The organism is Microcoleus sp. SVA1B4, from assembly GCF_036700545.1.
Taxonomy (GTDB): Bacteria; Cyanobacteriota; Cyanobacteriia; order Cyanobacteriales; family Microcoleaceae; genus Microcoleus.
On sequence record NZ_JAUBPB010000084.1, the window covers coordinates 1 to 26,328 of the forward strand.

Annotated in this window: 18 protein-coding genes and 2 tRNA genes; 13 read left to right on the forward strand and 7 right to left on the reverse strand. The window is 44.0% G+C overall.

Annotated elements, in window-relative coordinates:
* The coding region (locus QT987_RS26355; protein ID WP_333246113.1) for a serine/threonine-protein kinase PknK at nt 1–2,834 on the reverse strand (2,834 nt) is incomplete at its 3' end.
* Between the two features lie 1,373 nt (nt 2,835–4,207).
* Between QT987_RS26355 and yqeK the strand changes: the two genes are divergently transcribed.
* The 6 genes from yqeK to QT987_RS26390 all read left to right on the forward strand — a co-directional run bounded on the left by yqeK (nt 4,208) and on the right by QT987_RS26390 (nt 7,397).
* The gene (gene yqeK / locus QT987_RS26365; protein ID WP_333246115.1) at nt 4,208–4,843 is read left to right on the forward strand and encodes a bis(5'-nucleosyl)-tetraphosphatase (symmetrical) YqeK; all 636 of its coding nucleotides are present in this window, start codon (nt 4,208–4,210) and stop codon (nt 4,841–4,843) included.
* Nucleotides 4,844–4,980: 137 nt separating this feature from the next.
* Nucleotides 4,981–5,400 carry a ribosome silencing factor gene (gene rsfS, locus QT987_RS26370; RefSeq protein WP_333246117.1) on the forward strand — a complete coding sequence of 140 codons (420 nt, stop codon included), beginning with the start codon at nt 4,981–4,983 and terminating at the stop codon, nt 5,398–5,400.
* Between the two features lie 2 nt (nt 5,401–5,402).
* Nucleotides 5,403–5,912, forward strand: a complete 510-nt coding sequence (locus QT987_RS26375; protein ID WP_333246119.1) for a CGLD27 family protein — start codon at nt 5,403–5,405, stop codon at nt 5,910–5,912.
* 183 nt (nt 5,913–6,095) lie between these two features.
* Complete coding sequence (locus tag QT987_RS26380; protein WP_333144243.1) at nt 6,096–7,049, forward strand: asparaginase; 954 nt, start codon at nt 6,096–6,098, stop codon at nt 7,047–7,049.
* Between the two features lie 120 nt (nt 7,050–7,169).
* Nucleotides 7,170–7,246: transfer RNA gene (locus QT987_RS26385), tRNA-Met, on the forward strand.
* A gap of 74 nt (nt 7,247–7,320) precedes the next feature.
* Nucleotides 7,321–7,397: transfer RNA gene (locus QT987_RS26390), tRNA-Met, on the forward strand.
* A gap of 308 nt (nt 7,398–7,705) precedes the next feature.
* On the opposite strand, the gene QT987_RS26395 is transcribed toward QT987_RS26390, so the two are convergent.
* The 3 genes from QT987_RS26395 to QT987_RS26405 all read right to left on the reverse strand — a co-directional run bounded on the left by QT987_RS26395 (nt 7,706) and on the right by QT987_RS26405 (nt 8,996).
* The gene (locus QT987_RS26395) at nt 7,706–7,894 is read right to left on the reverse strand and encodes a DUF2949 domain-containing protein (protein WP_015178546.1); all 189 of its coding nucleotides are present in this window, start codon (nt 7,892–7,894) and stop codon (nt 7,706–7,708) included.
* Nucleotides 7,895–8,128: 234 nt separating this feature from the next.
* Nucleotides 8,129–8,533, reverse strand: a complete 405-nt coding sequence (locus QT987_RS26400) for a hypothetical protein (RefSeq protein ID WP_333246123.1) — start codon at nt 8,531–8,533, stop codon at nt 8,129–8,131.
* Nucleotides 8,534–8,804: 271 nt separating this feature from the next.
* On the reverse strand, nt 8,805–8,996 hold the full coding sequence (locus tag QT987_RS26405) for a hypothetical protein (RefSeq protein ID WP_333246125.1): 192 nt from the start codon (nt 8,994–8,996) through the stop codon (nt 8,805–8,807).
* Between the two features lie 187 nt (nt 8,997–9,183).
* On the opposite strand from QT987_RS26405, the gene QT987_RS26410 reads away from it, so the two are divergent.
* Entirely contained in the window at nt 9,184–12,072 is a 2,889-nt protein-coding gene (locus tag QT987_RS26410) for a PAS domain S-box protein (protein ID WP_333246127.1), read from the forward strand.
* A 123-nt stretch (nt 12,073–12,195) separates the two neighbouring features.
* Here QT987_RS26410 and QT987_RS26415 read toward each other — a convergent pair whose 3' ends face one another.
* Nucleotides 12,196–12,786 carry a rhomboid family intramembrane serine protease gene (locus QT987_RS26415; protein WP_333246129.1) on the reverse strand — a complete coding sequence of 197 codons (591 nt, stop codon included), beginning with the start codon at nt 12,784–12,786 and terminating at the stop codon, nt 12,196–12,198.
* Between the two features lie 470 nt (nt 12,787–13,256).
* Here QT987_RS26415 and QT987_RS26420 point away from each other — a divergent pair, with 470 nt between their 5' ends.
* Complete coding sequence (locus QT987_RS26420) at nt 13,257–13,634, forward strand: Mo-dependent nitrogenase C-terminal domain-containing protein (RefSeq protein WP_333246131.1); 378 nt, start codon at nt 13,257–13,259, stop codon at nt 13,632–13,634.
* Between the two features lie 844 nt (nt 13,635–14,478).
* On the opposite strand, the gene QT987_RS26425 is transcribed toward QT987_RS26420, so the two are convergent.
* The gene (locus QT987_RS26425) at nt 14,479–14,685 is read right to left on the reverse strand and encodes a ribbon-helix-helix domain-containing protein (RefSeq protein WP_333108327.1); all 207 of its coding nucleotides are present in this window, start codon (nt 14,683–14,685) and stop codon (nt 14,479–14,481) included.
* 191 nt (nt 14,686–14,876) lie between these two features.
* Here QT987_RS26425 and QT987_RS26430 point away from each other — a divergent pair, with 191 nt between their 5' ends.
* The 4 genes from QT987_RS26430 (at nt 14,877) to QT987_RS26445 (ending at nt 17,888) form a co-directional block, all read left to right on the forward strand.
* Nucleotides 14,877–15,050, forward strand: a complete 174-nt coding sequence (locus tag QT987_RS26430) for a hypothetical protein (protein ID WP_333246133.1) — start codon at nt 14,877–14,879, stop codon at nt 15,048–15,050.
* Nucleotides 15,051–15,257: 207 nt separating this feature from the next.
* Nucleotides 15,258–15,887: a Uma2 family endonuclease gene (locus QT987_RS26435; protein WP_333246135.1), complete on the forward strand. Its 630-nt coding sequence runs from the start codon at nt 15,258–15,260 to the stop codon at nt 15,885–15,887.
* Between the two features lie 143 nt (nt 15,888–16,030).
* A complete protein-coding gene (locus tag QT987_RS26440; RefSeq protein WP_333246137.1) occupies nt 16,031–16,648 on the forward strand; it encodes a Uma2 family endonuclease in 618 nt (205 codons plus the stop codon).
* Nucleotides 16,649–16,769: 121 nt separating this feature from the next.
* Entirely contained in the window at nt 16,770–17,888 is a 1,119-nt protein-coding gene (locus tag QT987_RS26445; RefSeq protein WP_333246139.1) for an endonuclease NucS domain-containing protein, read from the forward strand.
* Nucleotides 17,889–17,953: 65 nt separating this feature from the next.
* On the opposite strand, the gene bchB is transcribed toward QT987_RS26445, so the two are convergent.
* Nucleotides 17,954–19,480, reverse strand: coding sequence for a ferredoxin:protochlorophyllide reductase (ATP-dependent) subunit B (gene bchB / locus QT987_RS26450; protein ID WP_190659189.1), 1,527 nt, complete (start codon nt 19,478–19,480; stop codon nt 17,954–17,956).
* A gap of 1,074 nt (nt 19,481–20,554) precedes the next feature.
* Here bchB and QT987_RS26455 point away from each other — a divergent pair.
* A complete protein-coding gene (locus tag QT987_RS26455) occupies nt 20,555–26,068 on the forward strand; it encodes an AAA family ATPase (protein ID WP_333246141.1) in 5,514 nt (1,837 codons plus the stop codon).
* Nucleotides 26,069–26,328: the final 260 nt, after the last annotated feature.

Consider the following 26,328-nt stretch of genomic DNA (forward strand, 5'->3'; position numbering starts at 1 on the left):
AGAGAAAGATTAATCGCTTTAATCACAGTCAACTTCCACAGTTCTTGAGATGAAAAGAACGTTAGTGGGCCCATGTTGCCCAATAATTTCATAGCCATTTGTTGAGCCTGGTCTTTCATCTTTTCGGCATGAATTAATGAAGCAATTTCTTGGTTGGCTAAGTAGGCTGTAGCTGTCGCCATTTCCGCATTAATCGCCTCACTTAAATTATCTTCAGCCAAGTCTATGCCCAGCAAGTGAAGCGCTTTTAATCCCGATTGAACGGCTGCTTCATATTTACTCAGCAGAGTGTACTGCACGATCAAAATGTTGTAAATTTCGGCTTGTTCTAGCTCAGATTTGGCCTGGGCAAATGCCACTTCTATTAAAGCTTCTGATTCTTCAAAATTGCCGTTTAAATATTCGGCCTCTGCCAGCTCCTTATGAAAGGTAAAAGCTAGTTCGTAGGAGTCTTGCCAAATATCGCCCGGTAAAATTTCTCGACCGAATTTTAAGTAGTCTCTGGCAGCAGCATAAGCCGTGGCATCTTTGGCTTTGCGAGCGGCGGTTAAATTTAAAATAGCCAGTTCAGTTTTCTCGGTATCATCAATGATTAAATTCCGACCCGAATTCAAATGGTCGGCAATTTCAAAAATTCTTTCGGCGCGTCGCTCGCCAGAGATATTTGCTAGTAAGAGACGACCAATTTGTAGGTGAATTGCTGTTTGCAGTTTTGAGTCAATCAATGCGTAACCTGACTGCTGTACGCGGTCGTGCAAAAATTTATAAGTAGTAATTACCAAGTCTGAGTTAATTATTTCTGATTCGGTAGCACCTAGCTCAGAAGTAGTTAAGATTAATCCTTCTTGAATGGCTGGCAATAGTTCTTGAAAGGTGGCTACCCAAGATTTTTCATTAATAATTGCCAGAGTGTTTAAGTCAAAACTATTGCCCACGCAGGCAGCTAAACGCAAAACTTGCTGAGTTGATGGGGGCAGTCTTTTCAATTTGCCCAGCATCAATTCAATGACGTTATCAGTAATGCCTACTGATTCAATTTCTGAAATATTCCAATCCCAGTTTCTTTCTTGAAAATTGAATTTCAGCAGATTTTCTTGATAGAGAGTTTTGAGAAACTGATTGACAAAAAAAGGATTGCCTTGAGTTTTACTGATTACTAAGTCGGCGAGGGGAAGCGCTGATTTTTGGTCTTTTCGCACGGTATCAGTAATTAAGTTAACTATCTGGTGAAGCTGTAAGGGAGCCAAGGTAATTCGCTCGATTCTTGCACCTTGATTTTGCAGCTCGTCCAAAGTCATCATTAAAGGATGAGATGGGTTGACTTCGTTGTCTCGATAAGCACCAATTAGAAATAGATAGTTGGTTTGCTCATCTGCTATCATTACTTGTAGCAGTTTCAATGTGGCGGCATCAGCCCATTGTAAGTCGTCGAGAAAGATGACTAAGGGATAGTCAACTGAACAAAAGACGCGGATGAATTTTTGAAATACTAAATTAAAGCGGTTTTGTGCTTCGGTGGCGCTTAATTCTTGTACGGCGGGCTGTGGGCCAATGATTAGTTCTACTTCGGGAATGACATCGACAATGATTTGACTATTAGCGCCAAGGGCAGCTAATATTTTTTGTTTCCAGGTATTGAGTTGATTTTCGTTTTCTGTTAAGAGTTGCTTGACTAATGATTGAAAGGCTTTGACAACGGCGGCGTAAGGGATATTTCGTTGAAATTGGTCGAATTTTCCGGCAATAAAATAACCTCTGGCTTTAGTAATTGGTTTATAAACTTCTTGTACTAAGGCGGATTTTCCAATGCCTGAGTAACCGGATACTAGCATCATTTCGGTGCTGCCCCTGCTGACTCGCTCAAAGGCTGCTAATAAGGTTTCAACTTCTGTTTCTCTCCCGTAGAGTTTTTCGGGGATGAGGAAATGGTCTGTAATATCCCGCGTTCCCAATGCAAACGTCTCAATGTTACCCGTGTTTTGTAATTGAGCTAGACAAATTTCTAAATCGTGTTTCAATCCTAATGCACTCTGATAGCGATTTTCCGCATTCTTTGCCATCAGTTTACTAACAATTTGGGATAAAATTAGGGGGACTTCAGGTTTGATTTGATGTACCGGAATCGGCTCTTTGGCGAGATGACAATGCACTAACTCCATTGGGTCGTCAGACTCGAAGGGTAACTGTGTTGTCAACAATTCATAGAAGGTCACACCCAGGGAATAAAAGTCACTCCGATAGTCAATGCCTCGATTCATTCTTCCTGTTTTTTCTGGGGAGAGATAAGCTAAGGTTCCTTCGAGGGTGTTGGGATTCTGGATTTCTTGGGTTTCTCTCGGCAGCAGGGAAGAAATACTGAAGTCAATGAGTTTAATTTGTTGGCTATGGGGGTTAATCAGAATATTGGCAGGTTTAATATCTTTATGAATAACTCGGTTTTGGTATAGAGAGTGGAGAATATTTGCTAGTTCCCTGGCTAGGTTGAGAAAATTTTCTAAAGATAGAGATGTATCGGGTTGGTTTTTATCACTTGCTGCTGGGAGATAAGTAGACAGGGAAACTCCTCCAAAGTCTTCCATGATTAAAGCATAGGCGTTTTTGTAAGGTGCTAAATCGAGGGGTTCAACCACTCCAGGCAGACGTAGATTTTTGGCGATGGTATATTGGTTGCGGAATTGCACCAGTTCGCTGAAGCTGGGGTATTCGTTTCGCAGCAGTTTGATGACGACTGGAGTGCGATCGCCCTCCCGAATACCTCGATAGACTAGAGTGCGAGATCCTGCATAGAGTTGTTCTGTTATCCGATACCCCGGCAGGTCAGTAATTGTCTCCATTTTCCACTCCTCAATAAATTCGGGGTTACTATATCTCTAGTTTACTCAGCAAACTTGGTAAATTCTCAATGCCCTCTAATGTTGCTGGACTTGTCAGTGGGCGTTCTGTACGAACGCTGGCAGCTCCTTCGATACTGAAGCCATATTATTAATTGTTTAGAACTTGTCTCCACTGGAGCGAAAATTATCCATAAGTATGTTTATATAACTCATTTGAGATGTTGATGGCGATCGCGTCTAGCAGTCGTGAAGCTCACAGGAGGCGATCGCCCCAAACAGCTATTTTTTGAGGTAGTTCAGTTTAAGCCCAAGCGTGGAAAGGTTTTCAACTTGGTTGTTTCTCTTTGATAGTTTTGAGGTTAAAATACTCAATGGTAGCCCTCATGCCCTCTTCTAGCAACCTAACGAACTCGCTCATCGGAAATGCTTGAATAACCCATTCTACATCAAATATTGCCCATTCAAAAGCAAAGTATACTTCGGAACTAGACGAAAATAAAATTTTTGGATGGATTTTATCTCAACTAAAAAATGTGTGATATTGAGCCGACTTACCCTGCGTATTTACTTCCCTAGTCTACCGTATATTTGTATTACCAGCAGTGGCTAGAATAAGGATTGCTTCTTCAATAACTGATGAAAGTATTACCCCTCTTCTGTCACTCAGCAGAATAAAATAATATTTTACTCTTCTTCATCAAGTAAAATAAGGGATTAGAAGAAAAATCAATTAACGCTATTAATCGAGCCAACCAAAGTGATGCAGCCATTGAGCATTTTCTAGCCCCTTTATCTCTGCAATGGCTGGTAGTGTCTTACGTTTAATATCAGAAATTACACTAGCATGAATGTGTGTAAAAGCTTTGAATGCTTCTGACTTCTGAAAACAGATTTCTGTAATAAGCTGTTCGGCATTTAAAAGACGATAGTAGGGTGCGTCATTACAGAAGTGTTTTCCGCATAAGCGCGTAAGTGTTCACTCCTGATGCACCCTACAAGCCTCGTTACTGGTTTAAATGCTCCACAGGTTAGTGACAATACTCATCCATCAATTTCAAGGTTGAATCAGCTTGGCGAGGCTTAACCATAGACCCAGCTAAGGTTTGAAAGATTTTGTTCTATTATACTCTGCCGCGAAATTGAAAGAAGAGGGCAGGGCTGTTTCATTCTCTTGTAGGAGCAGCAAAGAGTGGCTGCCCCCATGTCGCCAAGGCTTGTGAATCATCGTCTGTGGGGGGTAGGAATTCTTGGCACTACAAGAGTCAAAATCGCGATTTTCGTGAAAATGAAACCGCCCTGCCTGCGTGCCAGATACCGCAGCCGATCGAAACAACACGCTAAAATAGTAGCTCATACAATTTCGGAGTTAATATTTGACACTTGCACCCGCGCGCGAAATCGTCCTAGCTTGGCTCTCTGAGCGCGTTCCTGCTGCCCGCATCAAACACATCCTCGGAGTCGAACAGGTAGCAGGTGACTTGGCTCGCCATTACGGCCTCGACGAAGCAAAAGCCCGATCGGCGGGTTTGTTGCACGATTTGGCAAAATACTTCAGACCTCAACTGCTGCTGCAAATGGCCCAGAAGGAAGGTTTAGAGTTAGACTCAGTGTTGGAAGCACACCCGCATTTGCTGCACGCAGACGCCAGCGCGATCGTCGCCAGAGACGAATTCGGGGTGGTCGATCGAGAAATTTTGGACGCAATCGCCAATCACACCCTCGGCAGACCAAACATGAGCCAGCTCAGTTGTACCGTATTCATAGCAGATACCATAGAGCCGAGCCGCGGCAACACAGCCCAACTAGAAGCACTGCGCGAGGCAAGCTGGCAAAATCTTTATGCAGCCGTGTGGCAAACTAGCGATTATTCTCTTAAATATTTGCTAGAAACTCGCTGCTACATCCACCCCCGCACCGTACTTACGCGGAATTGGGCGCTGCAAATGGCCCGCGAACCGCCGGAAACAGGAAATTCGACCCAGAAGTCGATCGAACAAATCACAAGTTGAAAGTAAAATTTATCAGCAATCCTGTCCTTACTTTTGGCTTCAACCTAACTCCTATTTCCCGTCTCAAACTGTCAACAACCGATCGCGAAAACGCACCGATTCCCCCTTACCGTATCAATTAGGAAATTAAACACTTAATGTCAGATATAACTCAACTCGAATACTCCAGGGCCCAGTCTACAGCAACGGACGGCACCTCCTCAGACGAAGCTCGTGGCCTGATCATGACCGTTGCCCAAGCAGCCGATGACCGCAAAGCAGTAGATATTGTATTGCTCCGGGTGGCAGAAGTATGCTACTTGGCAGACTACTTTGCGATCATCACCGGATTTTCCAACGTGCAGGTACGAGCCATCTCCCAAGCAATAGCAGACCAAGTGGAAGAAGAGTGGCAACGCTTGCCACTGCGTACACAAGGCATATCAGACGCTAGCTGGGTCGTCATGGACTACGGCGACGCGATCATTCACATTTTGAAGCCTCAAGAGCGGGAGTTCTACAATTTAGAAGCGTTCTGGGGACACGCCGAACGCATTGACTTTTCCCCCACGCCGTGAGGATGGCTAATGTGAAAAACGTTTCTGCTTCTATTTGTCCCGTTCCGCAAGAACAGCGACCGATCAATGAATACCAAGAACTTAAAGAATCCTGGTTTTTTAGCTGGGTAACACTCAATTGGCCCGGATACCTGGCAAAACTAGCTTGGGTGTGGGCTTGGAGTTGCTTGGTATCGGTGCCGATAGCTGCTTCTAGCTTTGCTCCAAGCAAGTATCCAGCTCAGTTTGTCCTCAGCGGTGCCGCAGGTGCCGGTTTTATTCTAGGATTAGCTTTGCTGCGACTCTACTTGGGTTGGTTCTACGTGCGATCGCGCCTTTCAAATCCCACGGTCGTCTACGAAGAGTCTGGTTGGTACGATTGTCAATCTTGGCCTAAAACTCCCGAAGTTTTGCTTCAAGATCAGTTGATTGTTAACTACCAACTAGAACCAATTCTCAGGCGTCTGCGGCAGACATTTTATGGTTTGACAGTATTGCTGGTTGCCGGGGGACTAACTTGGAGTTGTTTGTAATCGGTTCGGTTCGGGAGTTTTGAGTTTTGAGATTGCCGCGCACAGCCAACGCCGGCACACTCCCGTGCATGAGTGAGAAACGATCGCCGAAAGATTAACTTTATAACTCTTAACTGGCAGCTCGCAACTCATAACTTCCACCGGCCCCAATCTAAAATCTAAAATCTAAAATCTAAAATTGATATGACAAGGGGAAAACGAACCCAAGCTCCCGAACTGGAAGTCACACTGCTGCGCGAAGGTATTGTGGAATCGAGGCACCGCGCCCAGGCCGCTGTCTGCGACAACCGCGGGCGCGTTCTGTCTGTTGCTGGTAACTCGGAAACGGCCTCATTTGTCCGTTCTTCACTCAAGCCTTTTCAAGCTTTGGCGGTGACGGGGACTGGCACTTTAGAACGCTACGAATTGACCGATCGAGATTTAGCGATTATTTGCAGTTCTCATCAAGGTACGATCGAGCAATCGCGCCAGGTATTTAACGTCCTGTGGCGCTGCGACATTGACCCCTCTAAACTTCAATGCCCCATTCCCGAAGGCAAAAAGAGCGCCCTGCAATACAACTGCTCCGGCAAACACGCCGGAATGCTGGCTGTCTGCCAGCAACTGCACTGGCCTCTGGACACTTATTTACGGCGCAAACATCCCGTCCAGCAGCTTATTTTGGGCAAAGTGGCTGACTTGCTGGCCATGCCTGCCGAAGAGTTTATCAGCGCTCGCGACGACTGCGGCGCTCCTACCTATCTGTTGCAGTTGGGGCAAATGGCGTCTTTGTACGCTCAGTTAGCCTCCGGCAACAATGTGGATATGGAGCGGATTGTCCGCGCTATGACTCATCACCCGATGATGGTTGCGGGTGAGGGCAAATTTGACACGGAACTGATGCGTTTGACTCAAGGGGAATTGGTGAGCAAGTCCGGCGCCGAAGGGGTGCAGTGCATTGGCCGCGTTGGCGAAGGCATGGGCTTGGCAATTAAGGTGACGGATGGAGGAAAGCGTGCTCAATTTGCTGTGGCGATTCACTTGCTCAAGCAGTTGGGGTGGATTACTCCGACGATCGCCGAAACTCTGGCGGAGACTTACCTGACTCTCAGTGAGTTCAAGCGCTTGGAGGTAATCGGGGAAGTTTCGATGCTTTAGGGCGATCGAGACTCGATCGCCGATTTCAGCAACCCCTCCCACAATCTAAAAAGTTTTTTTGATGGAGGGGTTGCAATTTTCAGAAAGATATGTTTATATTAGTAAAGAGACAAAAAGCGACGCGGGATAGAGCAGCCTGGTAGCTCGTCGGGCTCATAACCCGAAGGTCAGTGGTTCAAATCCACTTCCCGCCACCAAATTCAAGCGAACCCTGTAATCTTTAAGGTTTCAGGGTTTTGTTTTTGGAAACCACGAAAGAGAGACAAAGCGACGCGGGATAGAGCAGCCTGGTAGCTCGTCGGGCTCATAACCCGAAGGTCAGTGGTTCAAATCCACTTCCCGCCACCAACTTAAATAAGACAAGCCCCGGCATCCTAAAAGTTGCTGGGGTTTGTTTTATGCCGTCTGTTTGATGCCGAGGGCGATCGCCTCTTCGACAGATTGAAAACAGTTTATTTTAGGCGGCAACAAAAATGAGGACACAGCACTGCTGTGTCCCTACTGTAATATTTGGATTTTTATAATTGGGACAAAATAAGACCCACCCTCAACCTAAACACTCAACCCTATACTTTTCGACGACCGTTTGTGCAAGCTTTATTTGTTAAAAAATTGCAATCCCATATCCATTTTTTTTAAATCAGGATTTTAAATTTCTAAGTCGGCTGAGCTTCCAACCAATCAAAAATCAGGTTTAACTGTTCCAGTGTCACTAACCCGTACTGCCACAGAACCATTGGCAGTTCGCTGGCATCTTGTTCACCGTGTCGGAGAGCAACGGCGATCGCCGAATTCGATATCGCCAACTCTCCCCGCAAATAATCGATCAGTTGAGCCTTTCTCATCACCTTCACCGCCAGTTTTATGCGATTTTGTAAAGATATGTAGCTAATCAGTCTGTATCGGAAGTTTAATTGGTCTAATTTTAGGTTCACAATAGAGAACCTTGTGTGATGGAAACCGCACAAAACTGGTGATAAAACTCAGATAAAAAAGCGATCGCAGTCACAATAACTCCGAGAATCAAATATGGGGTTCCGCGAACGCTCGTTTGCTTCAAATGAATTCATTTAAAATTGCTAAAGTCCTAGCTGAATCTGAACTCCCGCTTCTGTACCGCTGTCGGTTTGTTTGGGAGGTAAAGGATTTCCTTGACGCTGGGCGTCCGAAGGAGTAGTAATAAATTCTAATGGGCCCTCGATTTTGAGGCGAAATGTGTCGCCCAAGCTTCTTTCCCTTCTAGAAGAATTAGCCGCCGTTTCTGGTTCACCAATCAAGTTTTGGTAGTCCGAATCTAAGGTTCTGTCCTCCACAGTCCTCAACGAGTCCCCAGATAAAGTCGTTTCCGAATATTGGGGCGCTGGTTGCAGTCTTTGTTGGGCGAGAACCGCCGGGGTCAAACCGATAAAAATTGAGCTCAGTCCGAGAGCAGTGCCAAGAGTAGCAATAACTGCGTTCATCATCCATGCCTCCGCTAGTTGCATCCTACTATCCTTATTTTACCCAGTCGCAATTAAGTTGTACTCTATCAAAAGTAGCTGCTTGTGGAGATATCAATTAAATTTACTGTCAAAACTTATAACTTTCGATCGCGCTATCGGTCAAATATAACTGACGCAGCAAGGGGGTTTAAACGCCAAAATACGTCATTTCAGACATGAGTCAACCAAAAACTCTATTGGTTTGATTAGCGCGCCTCATGAGTGGAAAAATAGTTAGTGCTTGACGCACGGGCGGCGATCCATCGGTTGTTTTTCACGAAAATAGTTCGTTGCAGACCGCCAAAAGGCTAAAAAAACCCGGTGCGATCGCCAATGCTCCCAAAGCGGACGATCGCGCTAAGATGGCGGTGGCAGTCGTTAAAAATTCAGTTGCCAGGGGCAGATTCCGAGTTATTAACAGCACTTCGCCTACTAAAACCATCTCAACTTCAAAACCTGCGCTCATCAAGTTGTACTTGACCAATAATTTCAAAGGTGGTACCCGCCACGTGATTTATACGTGGAATCAATCCAAAATCCAAAATCTAAAATCCTCAAGCCCCCCGATTTATCTCGTGCAAGTCAATTCTTTAATCTAAAATCTAAAATCGAATGACCGGAATGTTGTGGGTTCATAATAATTCTGCTTTACCATGCCAATCAAATATCTGACAGACCCGATTTTAAAAATGTCGCGCAAAGTGCCAATTCGCATCGTCCTTGTTGTGCCTTTTGCACTCCAGACTTTCGCTGCTGTAGGGTTGACGGGGTGGCTGTCGTTGCGGAACGGGCGCATAGCCGTCAACGATGTTGCCGCCCAACTGCGGACAGAAGTCACATCGCGTATCCAGCAACATATTAACAGTTATATTGAAACGCCACACCAAATCAATCAGCTCAATCTCGATGCCATCCGTCTTGGCATTGTGAACGTGCAGGATAGTGATAGTTTGCAACGCTACTTCTACAAACAAATCAAAATTTTTGATAAAATTAGCTACATTCAATTCGCATCCGAAGAAAAAGATTTTATTGGAGTGGAACGCCTCGACGACGGCAAGTTGCAAATTCAGATTTCTAATCAATCTACTGGCTATAACTTTCACACCTACGCGCCGTCCGAGTTCGGGGAACCAACCAAGCTATTAAAAACTACTCTCAACTACGACCCCCGCGTCCGACCTTGGTACATAGCTCCGGTGCGCGCAGGCAAACCGACTTGGAGTAAAATATATAATTATTTTGACGCTCCCAAACTAGCGATTACGGCGGCTGTACCAGTTTATGGCGATGATGGTAAACTGATTGGCATCCTGGGTTCTGACTTGGCACTTTCCAAGCTCAATCAATTCTTAGAAAGTCTAAAAATTGGCAAATCAGGACAGACTTTTATTGTAGAAAGGTCGGGGCAATTGGTGGCAAATTCTACTCTGGAACCGCCATTTATTGTTAGCAATGGTGTTGCGAAACGGATTGTGGCAACGAGCAGCAAGAATGTTCTCATTCGATCGACAGCCCGCTATTTAACAGAACGCTTCGGGGATTTGCACAAAATTGACAGATCTCGCCAGTTAGATTTTACGATCGACGGTCAACGGCAATTTCTACAGGTGACGCCGCTTTTAGACAGCAGGGGCCTCGACTGGTTGATTGTGGTGACGGTTCCTGAAGCCGATTTTATGGAAAGGATTAATGCCAACACTCGGTATACTGTGGTGATGTGTCTGGGTGCTTTGGTGCTGGCAACGGCGATTGGCGCTCTGACTTCTAGGTGGATTGTTGTACCGATTCGGCGTCTGAGCAAGGCTGCGGAGGCTTTGTCCCGGGGAGAATGGGACGGGATGGCGGTAGATTCCCGCTTGATGGCGTCTGTAGAGCGAGAGGATGAGGTGGGTGTCCTGGCTCGCTCTTTTAATATGATGGCCGCTCAATTGGAAGAGTCGTTTACTACTCTCGAAGATCGGGTGGAATCTGCGATCGCCGACAAAAATCAATTAATTATTTCTCTGAAAAAATCGCAGCAAAAACTGGCTCTCCATCTTCACCAAACTCCTTTGGGAGCGATTGAATGGAATCTAAACTTTGAAGTAGCGGAATGGAATTTGTCAGCGGAAAGAATTTTTGGATACAACCGCTTGGAAGCTATGGGATGCCACGGAGTCGATCTCATAGTTCCTGAAAATGCTAAGGAGTATGTCAGGCAACTATCTATAACTTTGCTCACTAATAAAGGAGGAATTAGTAGTATTAACGAGAACATCAGAAAAGACGGAAAAATTATTCTGTGCGAGTGGTACAATACGACTTTGGTTGATGCTGATGGCAGCATTATCGGGGTGGCATCGCTGATTCAGGATGTGACTGAATTTCACAGTGCTGTGGAGAAGTTGCGGGCCAGCGAGGAGCGGTTTCGCCAGTTGGCAGAAAATATTCATGAGGTATTTTGGATTAGAGAACCCAATCAAAAGCAGCTAGTTTATGTGAGCCCTGCTTGCGAGAAAATATGGAATTTGAGCTGTCAGAGTTTGCAGTCAGAACCGGAGGCTTTTTGGGATGCTATTCACCGGGAGGATCTCGATCGCGTCAAGGCTGCTTTTGCGAAACAGGGGCGGGGCGATTATGATGAGGAGTATCGGGTAGTGCGCTCGGACGGTTCAGTTTGCTGGGTGCGCGATCGGGCTTTTCCAGTCCGCAGCCAAACCGGAGAAATTTACCGCATCGTCGGTATTGCTGAAGATATTACCCAGCGAAAATTAGCAGAAGAATTCCAAAAAGTCGCTCAAACCGCTCAAGCTGCAAACCAAGCCAAAAGCGCCTTTTTAGCTAATATGAGCCACGAATTGCGAACTCCCCTCAACGCGATTATTGGTTACAGCGATATGCTCACAGAAGACGCCGAGGATTTAGGCTGCGAAGATTTTATCCCCGACTTGCAAAAAATTCAAACTGCCGGTAAACACTTGCTATCTTTAATTAGCGACATTCTAGATATTTCTAAGATTGAAGCGGGGCGGATGGAACTTTACTTAGAAACTTTCAACCCGGTTAATTTAATTGACGAGGTAGTTTCTACTGTCAAACCGTTGGTAGATAAAAATTATAATAAGTTTGAAGTTGATGTTGCTGACGACTTGGGAATGATGTATGCTGACATTACCAAAACTCGTCAAATATTGCTCAACCTGCTGAGCAATGCAGCCAAATTTACGGAACATGGCACTATTACCCTCTGTATTGAAAGAGTTAAACATGACAGCTTAACCACTCAAGAAATAGCAGAACCTTCCGACTCAATAATTTTTCGCGTAGCTGATACGGGCATTGGGATTCCCCCCGAACAATTGCAGCATTTATTTCAAGCATTTATGCAGGGCGACGCATCAACTACGCGCAAGTATGGCGGCACGGGTTTGGGATTGACTATTAGCCGTCACTTTTGCGTGATGATGGGTGGCGATATGCAGGTTGAAAGCGAGTTAGGTTGCGGTTCGGTTTTTACTGTGTGCTTGCCGGCCCGCGTTGAATTATTGGTCAGCAGTTAGTCTTGCTTTCCGGGAGGCAATTGTTACACAAGAAACCAGGTTTATTGACAAAAAACCTACGCTTTCAGATAAGTTCGGGGCAATAAACTAAGGTGATGATACCATGCACCATAAGTCCTAATCCTAGCTAATTTTCCGTTTCTGCCGCCCCAAAAGTTGAGCTGTTAATACCCCGCCGACAAAGCCAAAGAAATGCCCTTGCCAGGAAACTCCCGGCTGCGATGGCAAAACTCCCCAAATTAAACTGCCGTAGAAGAAACCGACAATTAAAGATAACAAAATAGAGGTAAAGCTGCGTTCAAAATAGCCCCGCAGCAGCAAAAAGCCGAAGTAACCAAAGATTAATCCGCTGGCACCAATGTGAACGGAATAGGGCGCGCCAGTCAGCCAAACTCCGAATCCGCTGACTAGCACAGTGACGGCACTCACGATAAAAAAGTCGCTAATTTCTCGCAGCATGATCAACCAACCCAATGTCACAAAAGGGAGGGTATTGGTGGCTAAGTGAGCAAAACTGCCGTGCAGAAAAGGCATCAACAGGATGCCTTGAAGTCCGTCGAGGTTGCGGGGGCGGACTCCGTAAGCATTCAGCCTGCCTCCGAATAGGAATACATCGACAATTTCGATAATCCAGAGGAGGGAGACGAAGCCACCGAGAATGGCGGCGTGGCTTTGCAATTCGCGGGTGATAGCTTTGGTTTCTGGGTTACTCATGGGTGGTGAGGGCGGTGATACCGATTATTTCTCATTGTAGAAGTTTCTGAGCGATCGCGAGCAAAGATAGTTGGGGCGAGGTTTCAGGGTTGTTTGCAGCAGAGCTTATTTAAAAATATAATAACTTTTATTAAAAATTCCGCATTTTCACGTATAGGATAATTCACCTCGATGCGTCAGAATTGTAATTGAACTACAAAAGGAGACTCAACCCAAGGTTGAAGCTAAAACGTAGAAGACAGAATTTTTACCCTCTCAATCAATTGTTGGGCTTGAAATGAGGACACTTTTTAGAGCGCACACCGCCTTTTAAAAAAATCAGGAACAACTTTTCTCGCCCTAAGTCATTAATTTAAGAAGTTCAATCCGGTAAAGCAAAACGAGATGCTGTAGATACTGATTGTAGATAATATCGCACAAGCTCTACAGAGAGTTCTTGGCACCTCGTTATAAAAGAGGAAGAGAGCAAAATGAACGTATTTGATCATACAGTCTCCTACCGAACTCTGCCACATTGGGTAGGATTTGGCAAACAAGAAACCGCCGTTAATGTCGCTACAAATTCTCAGCCTTACGGTCAAAAGCCACACTTTGACCCCTTGCATCCGCTAAAACAATGGCTTGATAACACTGCAATTAAAAGTCAAAAGTTGGCACGGTTTCTGTGTAAGTATATTCCCAGCCAGTGTCCGTTTGAGCGAGAAGTCAAAATTGGCGATCGCACTTTATTATCCATTCCCCCACTGTGCAAGTTAAATCCGCTTTACGAGCAAGTGGTTGGGCTGCGCTTTCGAGCTTTGTGTTATTTGGCTGACGAGTGCGGCGAAGATGTGACTCCTTATTGTTAATTCTGCAAAAACTTAAATTTCTCACTGTCTTTTCACCCTCCCTTCTCCTTGTTGGGGAGGGTTTTTTTATTTTGAGATTATTCGGCGGTTGAAACGTGTTAACCTCAAACTCAAATGTGGCGAAGCGCCGGTCATTCGATTTTAGATTTTAGATTTTAGATTTTGGATTGACTTGCGCGAGATAAATTCGGGGGCTTGAGGATTTTAGATTTGAGATTTTGGATTGATTCCACGGATAAGCTGTTACGCATTTAAATTGAAAATTCGGGACAGGCTAGAAGCCCGTCCCACAATAGTTTTATGGATTTTTGACACACAGTTTAAATGTAAAACAGCTTAAATCACCTGGCGGGTACCACCTTTGAAATTCTTGGTCATTTGAGTTCGAGGTTAAGTTAGACAAACTTTCGTCTGCCTCAGCAGAAAAGCCTGATATTCTGTTAGATCCCCGGCTTTTTGAAAAAGTCGGGGCTTGAAAGAGCGATCGCATTGAAATACTAAAGGGAGCGAATCACTCGTTGTTGGAGAATGCGTTTACCTTTGTTATAAGCTTTTAGGGGCAGGCTAGAAGCCCGCCCCACAATAGGATTGAATGTATAGTCGAAAGCTGGTTACTGAGAATGATATTTTTTTGTGAGTTTCTCTGCAACTGACTAGCCGACGGACAATTAAATAACTGGCACTTTCGATTGCTGATAGGACTTATGCACTAACAGGCATCGCGAGGACAAAGCAGAGAATTATTTTAAATATTGGGCGCCAACTGCGGGCGCTGATGCTAGTTTTCATCAATTTCGATAAGTGCGATCGGGCGACACGCTCCCGTAACCCACGAGGGAACTATTTACGTGTCGCTTTTGGGATCTTCAGGCCCAGAGGGTACTTCTCCCCTTTGTTGGGCTTCCAATAAAGCCGTTTCCACGAGAAAGGCTATCAGGTTAGCCGTGGATCTGCCTTGTTTGTCAGCCCATCGATCCAAAGCTTCATATACGTAATCAGGAAAGGTAACGTGAACGCGCTTGCTCAATGTAAATGTTTGTTTGTTTGCCAACGCTCTTAATGGTACAAGCTTACGCTCCCGATCGTGTTGTTACCCTATTCTTAAAAATCTGCTGACACATATTTGGGCTTATTATGTTACAATTCGTCTAATCCCATCAAGGCTCAGTCAAAAGCCAGTCCGATGCTTTCCGAGGGCTCAGGACTGGCTATGGCTCCAATTAACAAGGAGATACACCTATTATGCCGTATGAGAAACGTCTCAGACCGTGGATCGTTGTTCGTTTGCTTCCAAATCTACAAAGGGTCGTTGTCGGTCGGTTTCGCAGTTGGTCAGATGCAGAGGGTCATTTGCGAGTTCTCAAACAACTGCTTCCTGCTGCTAACTTGACCTTAGTTTTCGATCCGATCGATTAATTTTGGTTGCGAGTTATTGAAGTGCGATCGCCCTTAGTTGAAAGAGGGCGATCGTAGATGTTGGAATCTTATCAAAAACAGGCAAGATGCCTGTTCCACAAAGAATGGTTTTTGTTGTGGGGAGTAGGGGTTGGGCATCTTACCCGCGCCTACTTTCGGGCAGTGTTAAACTGGACGCAAGATATCAATTGAGTTGGGAAAAACACCGTGACAGCTATTCTACAAGTAACAGAACAGCCAACAGCACAGCGCTACTTCACTCCCGAAGAATATCTAGCCCTGGAAGAAGCAGCAGAGTATAAAAGTGAATATCGCGACGGAGTAATTATTCCAATGACAGGTGGAACTACAAATCACAATCGCATTGCCCTGAATATGAGCATTGCATTACGTCTTGCTCTTAAGGGACTTGACTATGATGTTTTCATGGGCGACGTGCGTCTGTGGCTGCCGAAAAAGCGAACTTATACTTATCCCGATGTGATGGTAATTCCGGGGACACCTGAGTATTTCAATAATCGCCAGGATACGGTGATGAATCCTCAAGTGATTGTGGAAGTTTTATCGAAATCTACGAAAGCTTACGATCGCAGTGATAAGTTTAAGTTTTATCAAACGCTGCCGACATTTCAAGAGTATATTCTGATCGATCAATCTCAGGTTTATGTAGAACAGTATTGTAAGCTGGCAAACAAGCGGTGGTCGTATAGTCAGTACGATGAGGAGGATGCGGCGCTAGTTTTTAATTTCTTTCAAGTTGAAGTGCCGCTGGCAGATGTCTATGAAAAGGTGGATTTTGAGGCGGAAAATGAGCCAGAAGAAAGCGGGGAGGAATAAGGGCGATCGCTTTTTTGGAAATGCGGGTTATCATTTAAGTGAGCGATTCCCTACCCTGCGGGAACGCTTCGCGAAGGGGATAGCTTCGCACGCGCGTACTCAAAAGAAATATTTGTTCAACATCATTTTGGGAGAACATCAAGATGACAAGCACTTTGCAAACAACCGAGCAACGTTACTGCACAGAAGAGCAATATTTAGCACTGGAAGAAACAGCAGAGTACAAAAGCGAATATCTCGACGGGGAAATTATTCCTATGACAGGCGGATCTACGAATCATAATCGGATTGCAGGAAACGTTTACATTGCTTTAAATTTCGCTCTTCCAGAACAAGAGTATGATGTCTTCATCGGTGACGTGCGTCTGTGGATACCAAAAGTGCGACTGTACACTTATCCCGATGTAATGGTAATTTTTGGGCTACCTGAGTACCGCAACAATCGCACTGACACGATTACCAACCCTCAAGTTATTGTGGAAGTTTTATCAAAGTCTACTAAAAACTACGATCGAGTTGACAAGTTTACATTTTACAAAACTATTCCTTCTTTTCGAGAATACATTCTGATTGACCAAACAAAAATCAAAATCGAGCAGTATTCTAAAACCGAGAATAAAAGATGGTTGTATAGCGAGTATGATGAGGAAGATACGGCTTTAGTGTTTAATTCCTTCCAGTTAGAAGTTCCTCTATCTGCTATTTATAAGAAAGTGAATTTTGAGCAAGTTGAGCAAGAAGATAGTCAAAATGAGGAGTGAGGGCGATCGCATTTGGTTTGAAAACGCAAGCGTTGATGATGAAAACTAGAAAGTATTGATTGACGGAATTCCTCTAATGTGATATGTTGAAGTTTATATTTATTACATCCATCAACTTAATATGACTAAGCCATTTCAAAGAATAATGCAAGCCGAGGATTTGCTAGAAAAAGCTAAGCGTCGCGAACAACAGTTGAGAATTAAATCTAGGCAGCGGTCCTTACACGGAAAGTCTATTAGAACTCCTGCTATTAACACTATACTGAAAAAATCAGGAAACAAATGGGGATTTGGAAGTGAAAAAGCTTTGGAAGATTTTGTATATGATAACTTGGATTGTTTGTTTGGACTAACACCTTTGAACCGTCAACATACAGTTAACGGAGAAGTTTGCGATATTTTGGCAATAGATGAAAATAAACAGTTAGTAGTGCAAGAGCTAAAAAATGAGGCAGATAGAAGTCTTATTCAGCAATTAACTCGTTATTATAGTAATTTGATTCAGTTTCAACCATACGATCGGGAAATTGATTATATCAAACCTATTAGGTTGATCGCGATTGCACCTAGTTTTCACAAACAAAACTTAATAGATATAAAGTACAGCCAACTATCTTTTGAGTTATTGAAATTTGAGGTAATTCAAGAGGAAAATAAACTTTTTATAAATTTTAATAATATAGATACAGGTAAAGTTTTTAGTGCAGAGTTTCAACACAGTAAAGAAGATGTTTGGGATATAGCAGCAAATTTACCGGAACCACCCAAAGCATTGTCTAATATTATGGCAGAATGCACTTCTGATCATCAGGAAAAAGTTCTTAAAATTAGAGAACAGATTCTTTGTTTCCATGAGAAAATTCAGGAAATCACTGCTAGTGGTGTTGTTAAGTATGGTCGCGGTCAAAGTAAAATTTGTGCTGAAATTCGTCATAGCAGTTCATCAAAAATGAATCGGGCTAATTCATCAAATTATCCGGGAATTTACTTGTATCTACCCATCCCTGATAAACAATCAGTAAGTTACAGGCAACCTCTAGGCAGAATGCAAGTCCTTGCTGATGAGTTGCAGAATGTTATCTTAGCAGGCTATATCCCTCAAGGTAAAAGAGGGGTGTCAACTTTTTATAACTTTCAAAATTTTGAAAAGTTTATAAACCCGGCAACTGTAACAAACCAATCTACACAATTAGAAATTTTGATAGACTTAGCTTTGGAAAACTGGTTGGAAAGATTTTAAGTTTACTAAGATTGGGATTCAATAGATTAGCAGAAAGGTGGGCAAATGCCCACCCCACCAATAACCTACGCCCCGACAGATTCCTTCGCTGCGTAAAGCACCTCAACGGTAATCTTATCAATCCCCCGATCGCGCGCAAACTTCTCAGTATTCCGCTTCACCTTACCCCGCACAAAACCAGGGATTTTATTCAACTCAGCCTGTCCATCCTTCGTCCAACCCATATCAGAATCAGCCGAAATTCCCTTCGTAATCACTTCCTTGGTATCGTGGCCGCCGAAGATTTCCAGCAAGTGGTCTTCCATTCCCAAAGTAAAGGAATTGTAGACCAAATCTACGCACTGATTCGTGCCTTCATAACCCAAAAATGGCTTGTAGCCGATCGGGAAATTTTGGACGTGAATCGGTGCAGCAATTACGCCGCAGGGAATATCCAACCGCTTACCTACGTGGCGTTCCATTTGTGTGCCGAAAATTGCCGAAGGTTCCGCTTTGGCGATCGCATCCCCGATCGCCCCGTGATCATCCGTCACCAGCACTTCATCACAATACTCGCTTACCTGTTCCCGGAACCAATCAGCGTCGTGTTTGCAGTAGGTTCCAGCCCACACAACGTGGATTCCCATCTCGCGAGCCAAAATCTTCGTCATCGCCGCAGCGTGCGTATTATCGCCAAATACGACGGCTTTTTTGCCGGTTAAGTTTTGGCAGTCGATCGATCGCGAAAACCAAGCAGCCTGCGACACAAATCGAGTTTGTTGGTCAATAAAATTTTCGTAATCAACATCCGCACCTTGAGCATTCAAAACTTGCTGAATCTTGCGGATACAGCGCGCAGTTTCTACCACACCCATCGGCGTAATATCCACCATCGGCGTACCGAATTCTTTTTGCAAATACTCCCCAGCCATCATCCCCAATTCCCGATAAGGAACCAAGTTAAACCAAGCGCGCGGCAGTCTTTTCAAGTTGTGAACCGAAGCACCTTCGGGAATAACTTCGTTGACTTCAATGCCCAAATCTGCCATCAAACGCTTCAACTCAGTGCAGTCGTGCTGGTTGTGGAAACCCAGGGTAGACATACCGATAATGTTGACAGATGGTTTTTCGCTTTTGGCTTCTACTAAATCGCCTTTTTTGCGGGCTTTGTTAATGTAAAATTGGACGATTTGATCCAAAGTGCGATCGGCAGCTTGCAGTTCGTTTACCCGATAATGGTTAACATCCGCCAGCAATACATCGCCTTTAGCATCCAATTGAGCTCGTTCCACGAAGTTTTCCAAGTCTTCTTGCAGAATGCTGGAGGTGCAAGTCGGGGTGAGCACGATTAAATCTGGGTGCTCTTCTCTGTCTTTGCGGGTGATGTTGTCCACCACCCGTTCCTGCGAACCCCGCGCCAGTACGTGTCTGTCAACGACGCTGGTAGTTACCGGGGTGAAATCCCGTTCCCTCTCCAGCATGGAACGCATGACGTTGAAATAGTCGTCTCCTATGGGTGCGTGCATGATCGCATGGACGTTTTTGAAGGAAGTCGCAACGCGCAGAGTGCCGATGTGGGCTGGGCCTGCGTACATCCAATAAGCCAATTTCATAGGTATTTTTCCTGATGCTGGTTGAGAATTGCCCGATCGGGCGATTACTGCTAAATTTTAAGGTTGTTTCTGATTTTCTCACCGGTTGAATCCTTGAGAAATACTAATTTTCTGAGAATTTACAGATTTAGGAAATGCTCAAACGCTTTGCCTGCTTGGGATTTGACTCGCAATTCAAACAACTTTACCTGGGTTTTATGGCAATAATTCTTAATCTTTCCTCAACTTTTCTTAAGAGTTAGGCAAATTTGATTAATGTAGGGTTCGCTGCCGCGCACCAGACAAGGTGCAATAATTCTGCATTTTTTGTCAAATTTACCCTGGTCAAACGGTCAATCGATTTTAGATTTTAGATTTTAGATTTTAGATTTTAGAATTGACCCCACGGATAAATTCGGGGGTTTGTTTATCGGATACAGGTTTTTTATTTCTGGGTTCTGAGTCTGGGAAGGAATGAATCAGGGGGCTTGTATCCTGGATGCTTTCGGTCAGTTAATATTGTTAGTCGAGCGATCAAAATAGATAGAACTGAAGGAAATTGCAGATTCCGAAGCAACACTTAACTCCCTCCGCGCCTCGGTAGCGAATTATAGTTAAGATTTGCACTGCCCGGTTTTTTTGAAGCACCCCAAATTCGTGCCCGATCGCCGGAAAAAATAAATCTTTCAGCACTTGCGTATTTTCACGAGATGTGGTGAAGCTCCACGAAAGTCAAGCGATTGCTTGGAATCTGAGATGATTTAGTTGTCAATATGGCGATCGAGCATTAGAGTAAATCCTTGCACAAATCCTGTATTTGTGATTTTGTTTACCTAAATGCTGAGGTGACGAAAGCCCCAGCGTGCTTTTGTCAGCAGTAGCTCTTTGCTGTCAAGGCCTGCTTTCCCACACATCCCAAAAGATAGCTCTTGAGCGATAATGAAAAATAACATAGGATTTACGAAAAGAAACCCGATTTACACGAAAAAATCTTGGGTTTGTCAACGACTAGCAACGAAGAAACCCGGTTTCTAGCCCGCCGCGCGTAAGTCCTGTAACATTGACCAAGCACACCTAATTTGAGAGAACCCAACTATGATGGCAATTCCCGGCGTTGCAGTTCTCGCTCTCATTTATGAAAGCAGCACTTCCCTGGTTTACCGCGGCCACAACGAGCAGAACAACCAACCTGTTATTATCAAACTTATCAAAGAAGACTATCCGACTCCCGAAGAACTGAATAGATACAAGCGCGAATATGAGATCACTGCCAACTTAAGCCTGTTGGACGGAGTTGTGAAAGTGTATAAGTTGCAACAGGTTAGAAATAGTCTGGCAATGATCTTAGAAGATTTTGGCGGGGAATCTTTAAAAATATTTATGGGTTCCCAAAAATTTACCATTTTAGGATTTCTGACTACTGCCATCAAAGTTGCTGAAACTTTGGGAGAAATTCACGGAAAAAATGTAATTCATAAAGATATAAATCCCTCTAATATAGTTTTTAATCCTGCTACAGGACAAGTGAAACTCATAGATTTCAGCATCTCAACAGCATCCAACCTGGAAAATATTCCCAATAAAAACCCTAATTTTTTAGAAGGCACTTTAGCCTATATGTCGCCCGAACAAACCGGCAGAATGAACCGGGTAGTCGATTACCGCACCGACTTTTATTCCCTCGGCGTGACCTTCTATGAAATCCTGGCAGGACAACTCCCTTTTCCCACTACAGATCCCATGGAGTTAGTTCACTGTCACATAGCCAAACAGCCAGTACCTCTCGCTGAAATAGCCGCAGAAATTCCTAAAACTGTTTCAGATATTGTGATGAAATTGTTAGCAAAAACCGCTGAGGAGCGCTATCAAAGTGCTTGGGGACTAAAAGCAGATTTGGAATCCTGCCTGTTTCAGTGGCAAACATCTGGGTTTGTTTCCGATTTTCCTCTCGGCAGCCAAGATATTTCAGACAAATTTCAAATACCTCAAAAACTTTACGGCAGACAGCGAGAAGTTGAAACTCTTTTAGCGGCCTTTGAACGGGTAGCAGCAACAAATAATCGAGGCTACCGCACCGACGATTCTCAAATTTCTGTCATCAAAAAAGAGAGCAAATCGAAAAAAGAAATTCCCTTGTCAGTTTTGGCGAGAGGACAGCATAAATCCCGGAGCGAGATGATGCTGATTGCCGGTTATTCCGGCATTGGCAAATCTGCAATGGTGAAGATTTTAGACAAACCGATTACCCGCCGACGTGGATATTTTATTTGGGGAAAGTTTGACCAGTACAAGCGGACTATTCCTTACTCTGCCGTTGTCAGCGCTTTTTCGGAATTGGTGCGGCAACTGTTAACTGAAAGCGAAGCTCAATTAGCAGTTTGGCGCGAAAAACTCCGCAATTCCTTCGGTCAAAATGGGCAAATTATTATTGATGTCATCCCCGAAGTTGAACTAATTGTCGGAGCTCAGTCTCCTGTAGCTGAATTGGGGCCGACGGAATCTCTGAACCGCTTTAATTTAGTATTTCAAAATTTCATTCGCGTATTTTGCCAGCCAGAACATCCGCTGGTCATTTTTCTCGACGATTTGCAGTGGGCTGATTCGGCTACTCTCAAGCTGATCGAATTGATGATGACAGATGAAGCTACGCAATATCTGTTTTTAATTGGTGCTTATCGGGATAATGAAGTTAGTCCTACTCATCCTTTAATGATGACTTTGGAGACGCTGCGAAATCAGGAAGCTATCATTAATCAGATTGCTTTGTCGCCGCTGGGGGTGGAAAACATAACTCATTTGATTGCCGAGACTTTGCACAGCGATCGAGAATCTGTCAAACCCTTAGCTGAATTGGTAATCAGCAAAACTGACGGTAATCCTTTTTTTGTCAATCAATTTCTGCAAACATTGTATCAGGAAAACTTGCTAGTTTTTCATCCGCCACAGTCGGGGAGCAAGGGCGGCTGGCATTGGGATATGACTCAAATTGAGCAGTGCGCTATCACTGACAATGTAGTAGATTTGATGGTACAAAAATTGAGAAAACTGCCAAGCTCAACGCAGCAAGTTTTGCGTTTGGTGGCTTGTTTGGGCAACGAATTTGACTTGAATACTCTTTCTTTAATTAATGAAAAAGAAGCCTCGGAAACTTTTTCTCACCTGTTGCCCGCGATTAAGTCGGGACTGATTCTGCCAACTTCGGAATTGGAAAGCAAGTCATTAGATTACGTGCTGTTTCCGCTATTAATTCTGAATTATAAATTTTTGCACGATCGCGTACAGCAAGCAGCTTATGCTCTGATCGACGACTCGCAAAAAAAGGCAGTTCACCTGAAAATAGGCAGGCAAATCCTAGAAAACACTCCGGCTGAATATCGCGCTGACAGAATCTTTGAATTAGTCGATCACTTGAATGTAGCTCGATCGCTAATTAAAGAAGATCGAGAATTAATTGAACTGGCAACGCTGAATTTAGACGCAGCCCGCAGAGCCAAAGATGCCACTGCTTATGTTGCTGCCTTGCAGTATTTAACCGCAGGCATGGACGGTTTGAGCGCCGATATTTGGGATGCCCACTACGATTTAGCTTTTGCCTTGCACATGGAGCGGGCAAATGTTGAGTATTTAAACGGTTATTTCGAGAATTCTGAAGAATTTATTAATATAACTCTGGAAAAAGCGCGATCGCCCTTAGAAAAGGTAGAAATTTACAACCTGCTGATCGTGCAGTACACCCTGCGGGCAAAGTACGAAGAAGCCGTTAAAGCTGGAATCAAAGCTTTGGACTTGCTCGGAATTGACTTGCCGCTAGACGGGCTACAAAAAGTCATATCCGAAGAATTTGCAACAGCCACGAATATTTTAGCAGGTAGAGAAATAGCTTCCCTAATTGACGCCCCCGAAATGACTGTACCCGATAAAAAAGTTGCAGTCAAATTAATTACCAACTTGCTGACATCGGCGTACCTCAAAAATCCCGACTTGTGGAAAGTCAGCGTTTTAAAAGGAGTCAATCTTTCTCTACAATACGGTTTAGTACCCGAAGCTTCTCTTTGCTATGCTGGCTACGGTATGTTCTTAAACGCAGTTTCGGGAGATTACAAAGCTGCGTATCAATTCGGCTTGCTCTCGCTGAATCTCAGCGAAAAATCTGGCAATATAGGCTTAAAATGCAGAGCCTGTTCATCCTTGGTCAGTATTTTTTATTACTGGTTCAACCACATCAAAGATTCCCACGCAATCAGCAATGAAGGATATCAAGCAGCTTTAGAATCAGGAGATTTAGAGTATGCCGGTTATATCCTGTCCAACCGCATAGCTAACTCATTTTTTCAAGGTAAAGAAATCTCGCAAATTCTTGCCGACACGAGCAGGTATTTGCAGTTCAGCCAAAAGACCAAAAATCAGCTCGTAACCGATATCTTATTAGGAGTAGAGTTAATCCTGCGTAACTTGAGCAAACTAACTCCTGAAAAGTTTGTATTTGAAAGCGAAGATATCAGCGAAGCTGAATACGTACACAACTGTCAAGCTCATCAAAATTTGTACTCGCTCTGCCTTTATCAGATTCGCAAATGCCAGGTAATGTACTGGTACGGCAACTTCAACGAAGCGCTACAACTAGCTTTTGAAGTAGAAAAACAGCTATCTTTTATTACCGGAGCCATACCCGCTACTGAATGGAATTTTTTCTTTTCTCTAACTTTAGCCGCCGTTTTCCCAAATGTTTCAGAAGACAAGCAAAAGGAATACTTGGAAAAGTTAGAGGAAAACCAAAAACAGATGAAAATTTGGGCAGATAACTGTGCAGAAAATTTTCTGCACAAGTACCTTTTAGTACAAGCAGAAATAGCCCGAATTTCCAAGAAAGATTCTGAAGCTGTAGAACTGTACGATTTCTCTATAAATTTAGCCCAAGACAATGAATTTGTCCAAAATGAAGCCCTAGCTAATGAACTAGCAGCTAAGTTTTGGTTGAGTAAAGGCAAGTATCAATATGCCAAAATCCACTTGCGCGAAGCTCACTCGTGCTACTTGCGCTGGGGTGCAGTTCGCAAAGTAGAAGATTTAGAACAGAAGTATCCGCAGTTGCGGGAAATGACGCCGATCAACGGCAGTTTTAACAACAATCAAACTACCACAACTATTCATACTTCTACGGGCAGCGATGCGAGAGTGCTGGATTTGGCGACGGTAATGAAAGCATCTTTGGCGATTTCTAGCGAAATTGTCCTCGATAAGTTGCTGGCTTCTTTGATGAGAATCTCCTTAGAAAATGCGGGGGCTCAATTAGGTTTTCTGATTTTAGTTAGAGATGGTAAACTGTTGATTTCAGCTAAAGCGTCAGTATTTGCTGAAGATGTAGCTGTGCTGCAATTTACGCCTGTTGGAGACTATCAGGATTTACCTGTGACGGTGATTAATTATGTGGAAAGAACTCGCTCGGATTTGGTGTTGAGCAATGCGGCAGCTGAGGGACTATTCACAGCCGATCCTTACATCGCTAAACATCAACTGCAATCTATTTTGTGTACTCCAATCATCAATCAAGGCAAACTGATCGGCATTCTTTATTTAGAAAACAATTTGACTGTCGGAGCATTTACTCCCCACAGATTGGAAGTTTTAAGGTTGCTTTCTTCCCAAGTTGCTATTTCTTTGGAAAATGCTCTACTTTATAATTCGGTTGAACAGAAAGTGCAAGAGCGGACGCAGGAGTTAAATGAAAAGAACGAGCGTTTAGAACAAACTTTGCGCGAACTTAAACTAACTCAAGCTCAATTAATCCAAACGGAAAAGATGTCTAGTTTGGGGCAAATGGTTGCTGGTGTAGCTCACGAAATTAATAATCCTGTAAGTTTTATCTACGGCAATCTTAATCCGGCTAGCGAATACGTTAAAGACTTGCTAAAATTGATTGAGCTTTACCAGCAGCACTATCCAGAACCTGCTGAGGAAATTCTCGAAGAAATAGAAACAATTGAGCTGGAATTTTTGAGCGAGGATTTGCAAAAGCTGCTGGATTCTATGAAAGTAGGAGCGGAAAGAATCCGGGATATTGTGCTAAGCTTGCGGAATTTCTCGCGCCTCGACGAAGCGCAAATGAAGTCGGTAGATATCCATCAAGGCATCGACAGTACGGTGATGTTGCTGCAACCGCGCCTGAGAAAAGAGGGCGGGCGTTTGGGAATTGAGGTGATTAAAAATTACAGCACGCTACCCCTAATTACTTGTTATGCGTCTCAGTTGAATCAGGTATTTATGAATATTCTCACAAATGCGATCGATGCTCTCCTCGTCGCAAGGGATTGCCCGGAAAACTCTCATCAACAGCCTACGATTACAATTTCTACAGAGGTGAAAGACAGGAATTCTGTCATAATTAGAATTGCCGACAGCGGGCCGGGGATGAACACTGAGGTGCTGCACAAGATATTCGACCCATTTTTTACAACTAAACCCGTGGGTTCGGGAACTGGTTTGGGATTGTCTATTTCTCACTCGATTGTTGTCAGTTCTCACGGCGGAAAATTGACTTGCGTTTCTGCACCCGGAGAGGGCAGCGAGTTTATTATTGAAATTCCGATCGCCCCCAGGCAAGTTTTGTAATCGGCGCTACTATTAACCCACAGCATTGCTGAAAGAGTAATGATGTTTCAGGGAAAATGGAATAATAAACGTCTCTACCTCTCTTTATCTGCGTAAATCCGCTTGCGCCGTTCGTGATTGTTGACGATTCTGCGAAGCTGAGTGGGCATCGCTGTTGCAGGAATTCATAAAATAAGTTAGGAGCGCGAATTAAATAACTTACAATTTTAATTGTTATTGTGGGATGGGCGTCCCGCCCGTCCAAAAAGGACGGGCGGGAC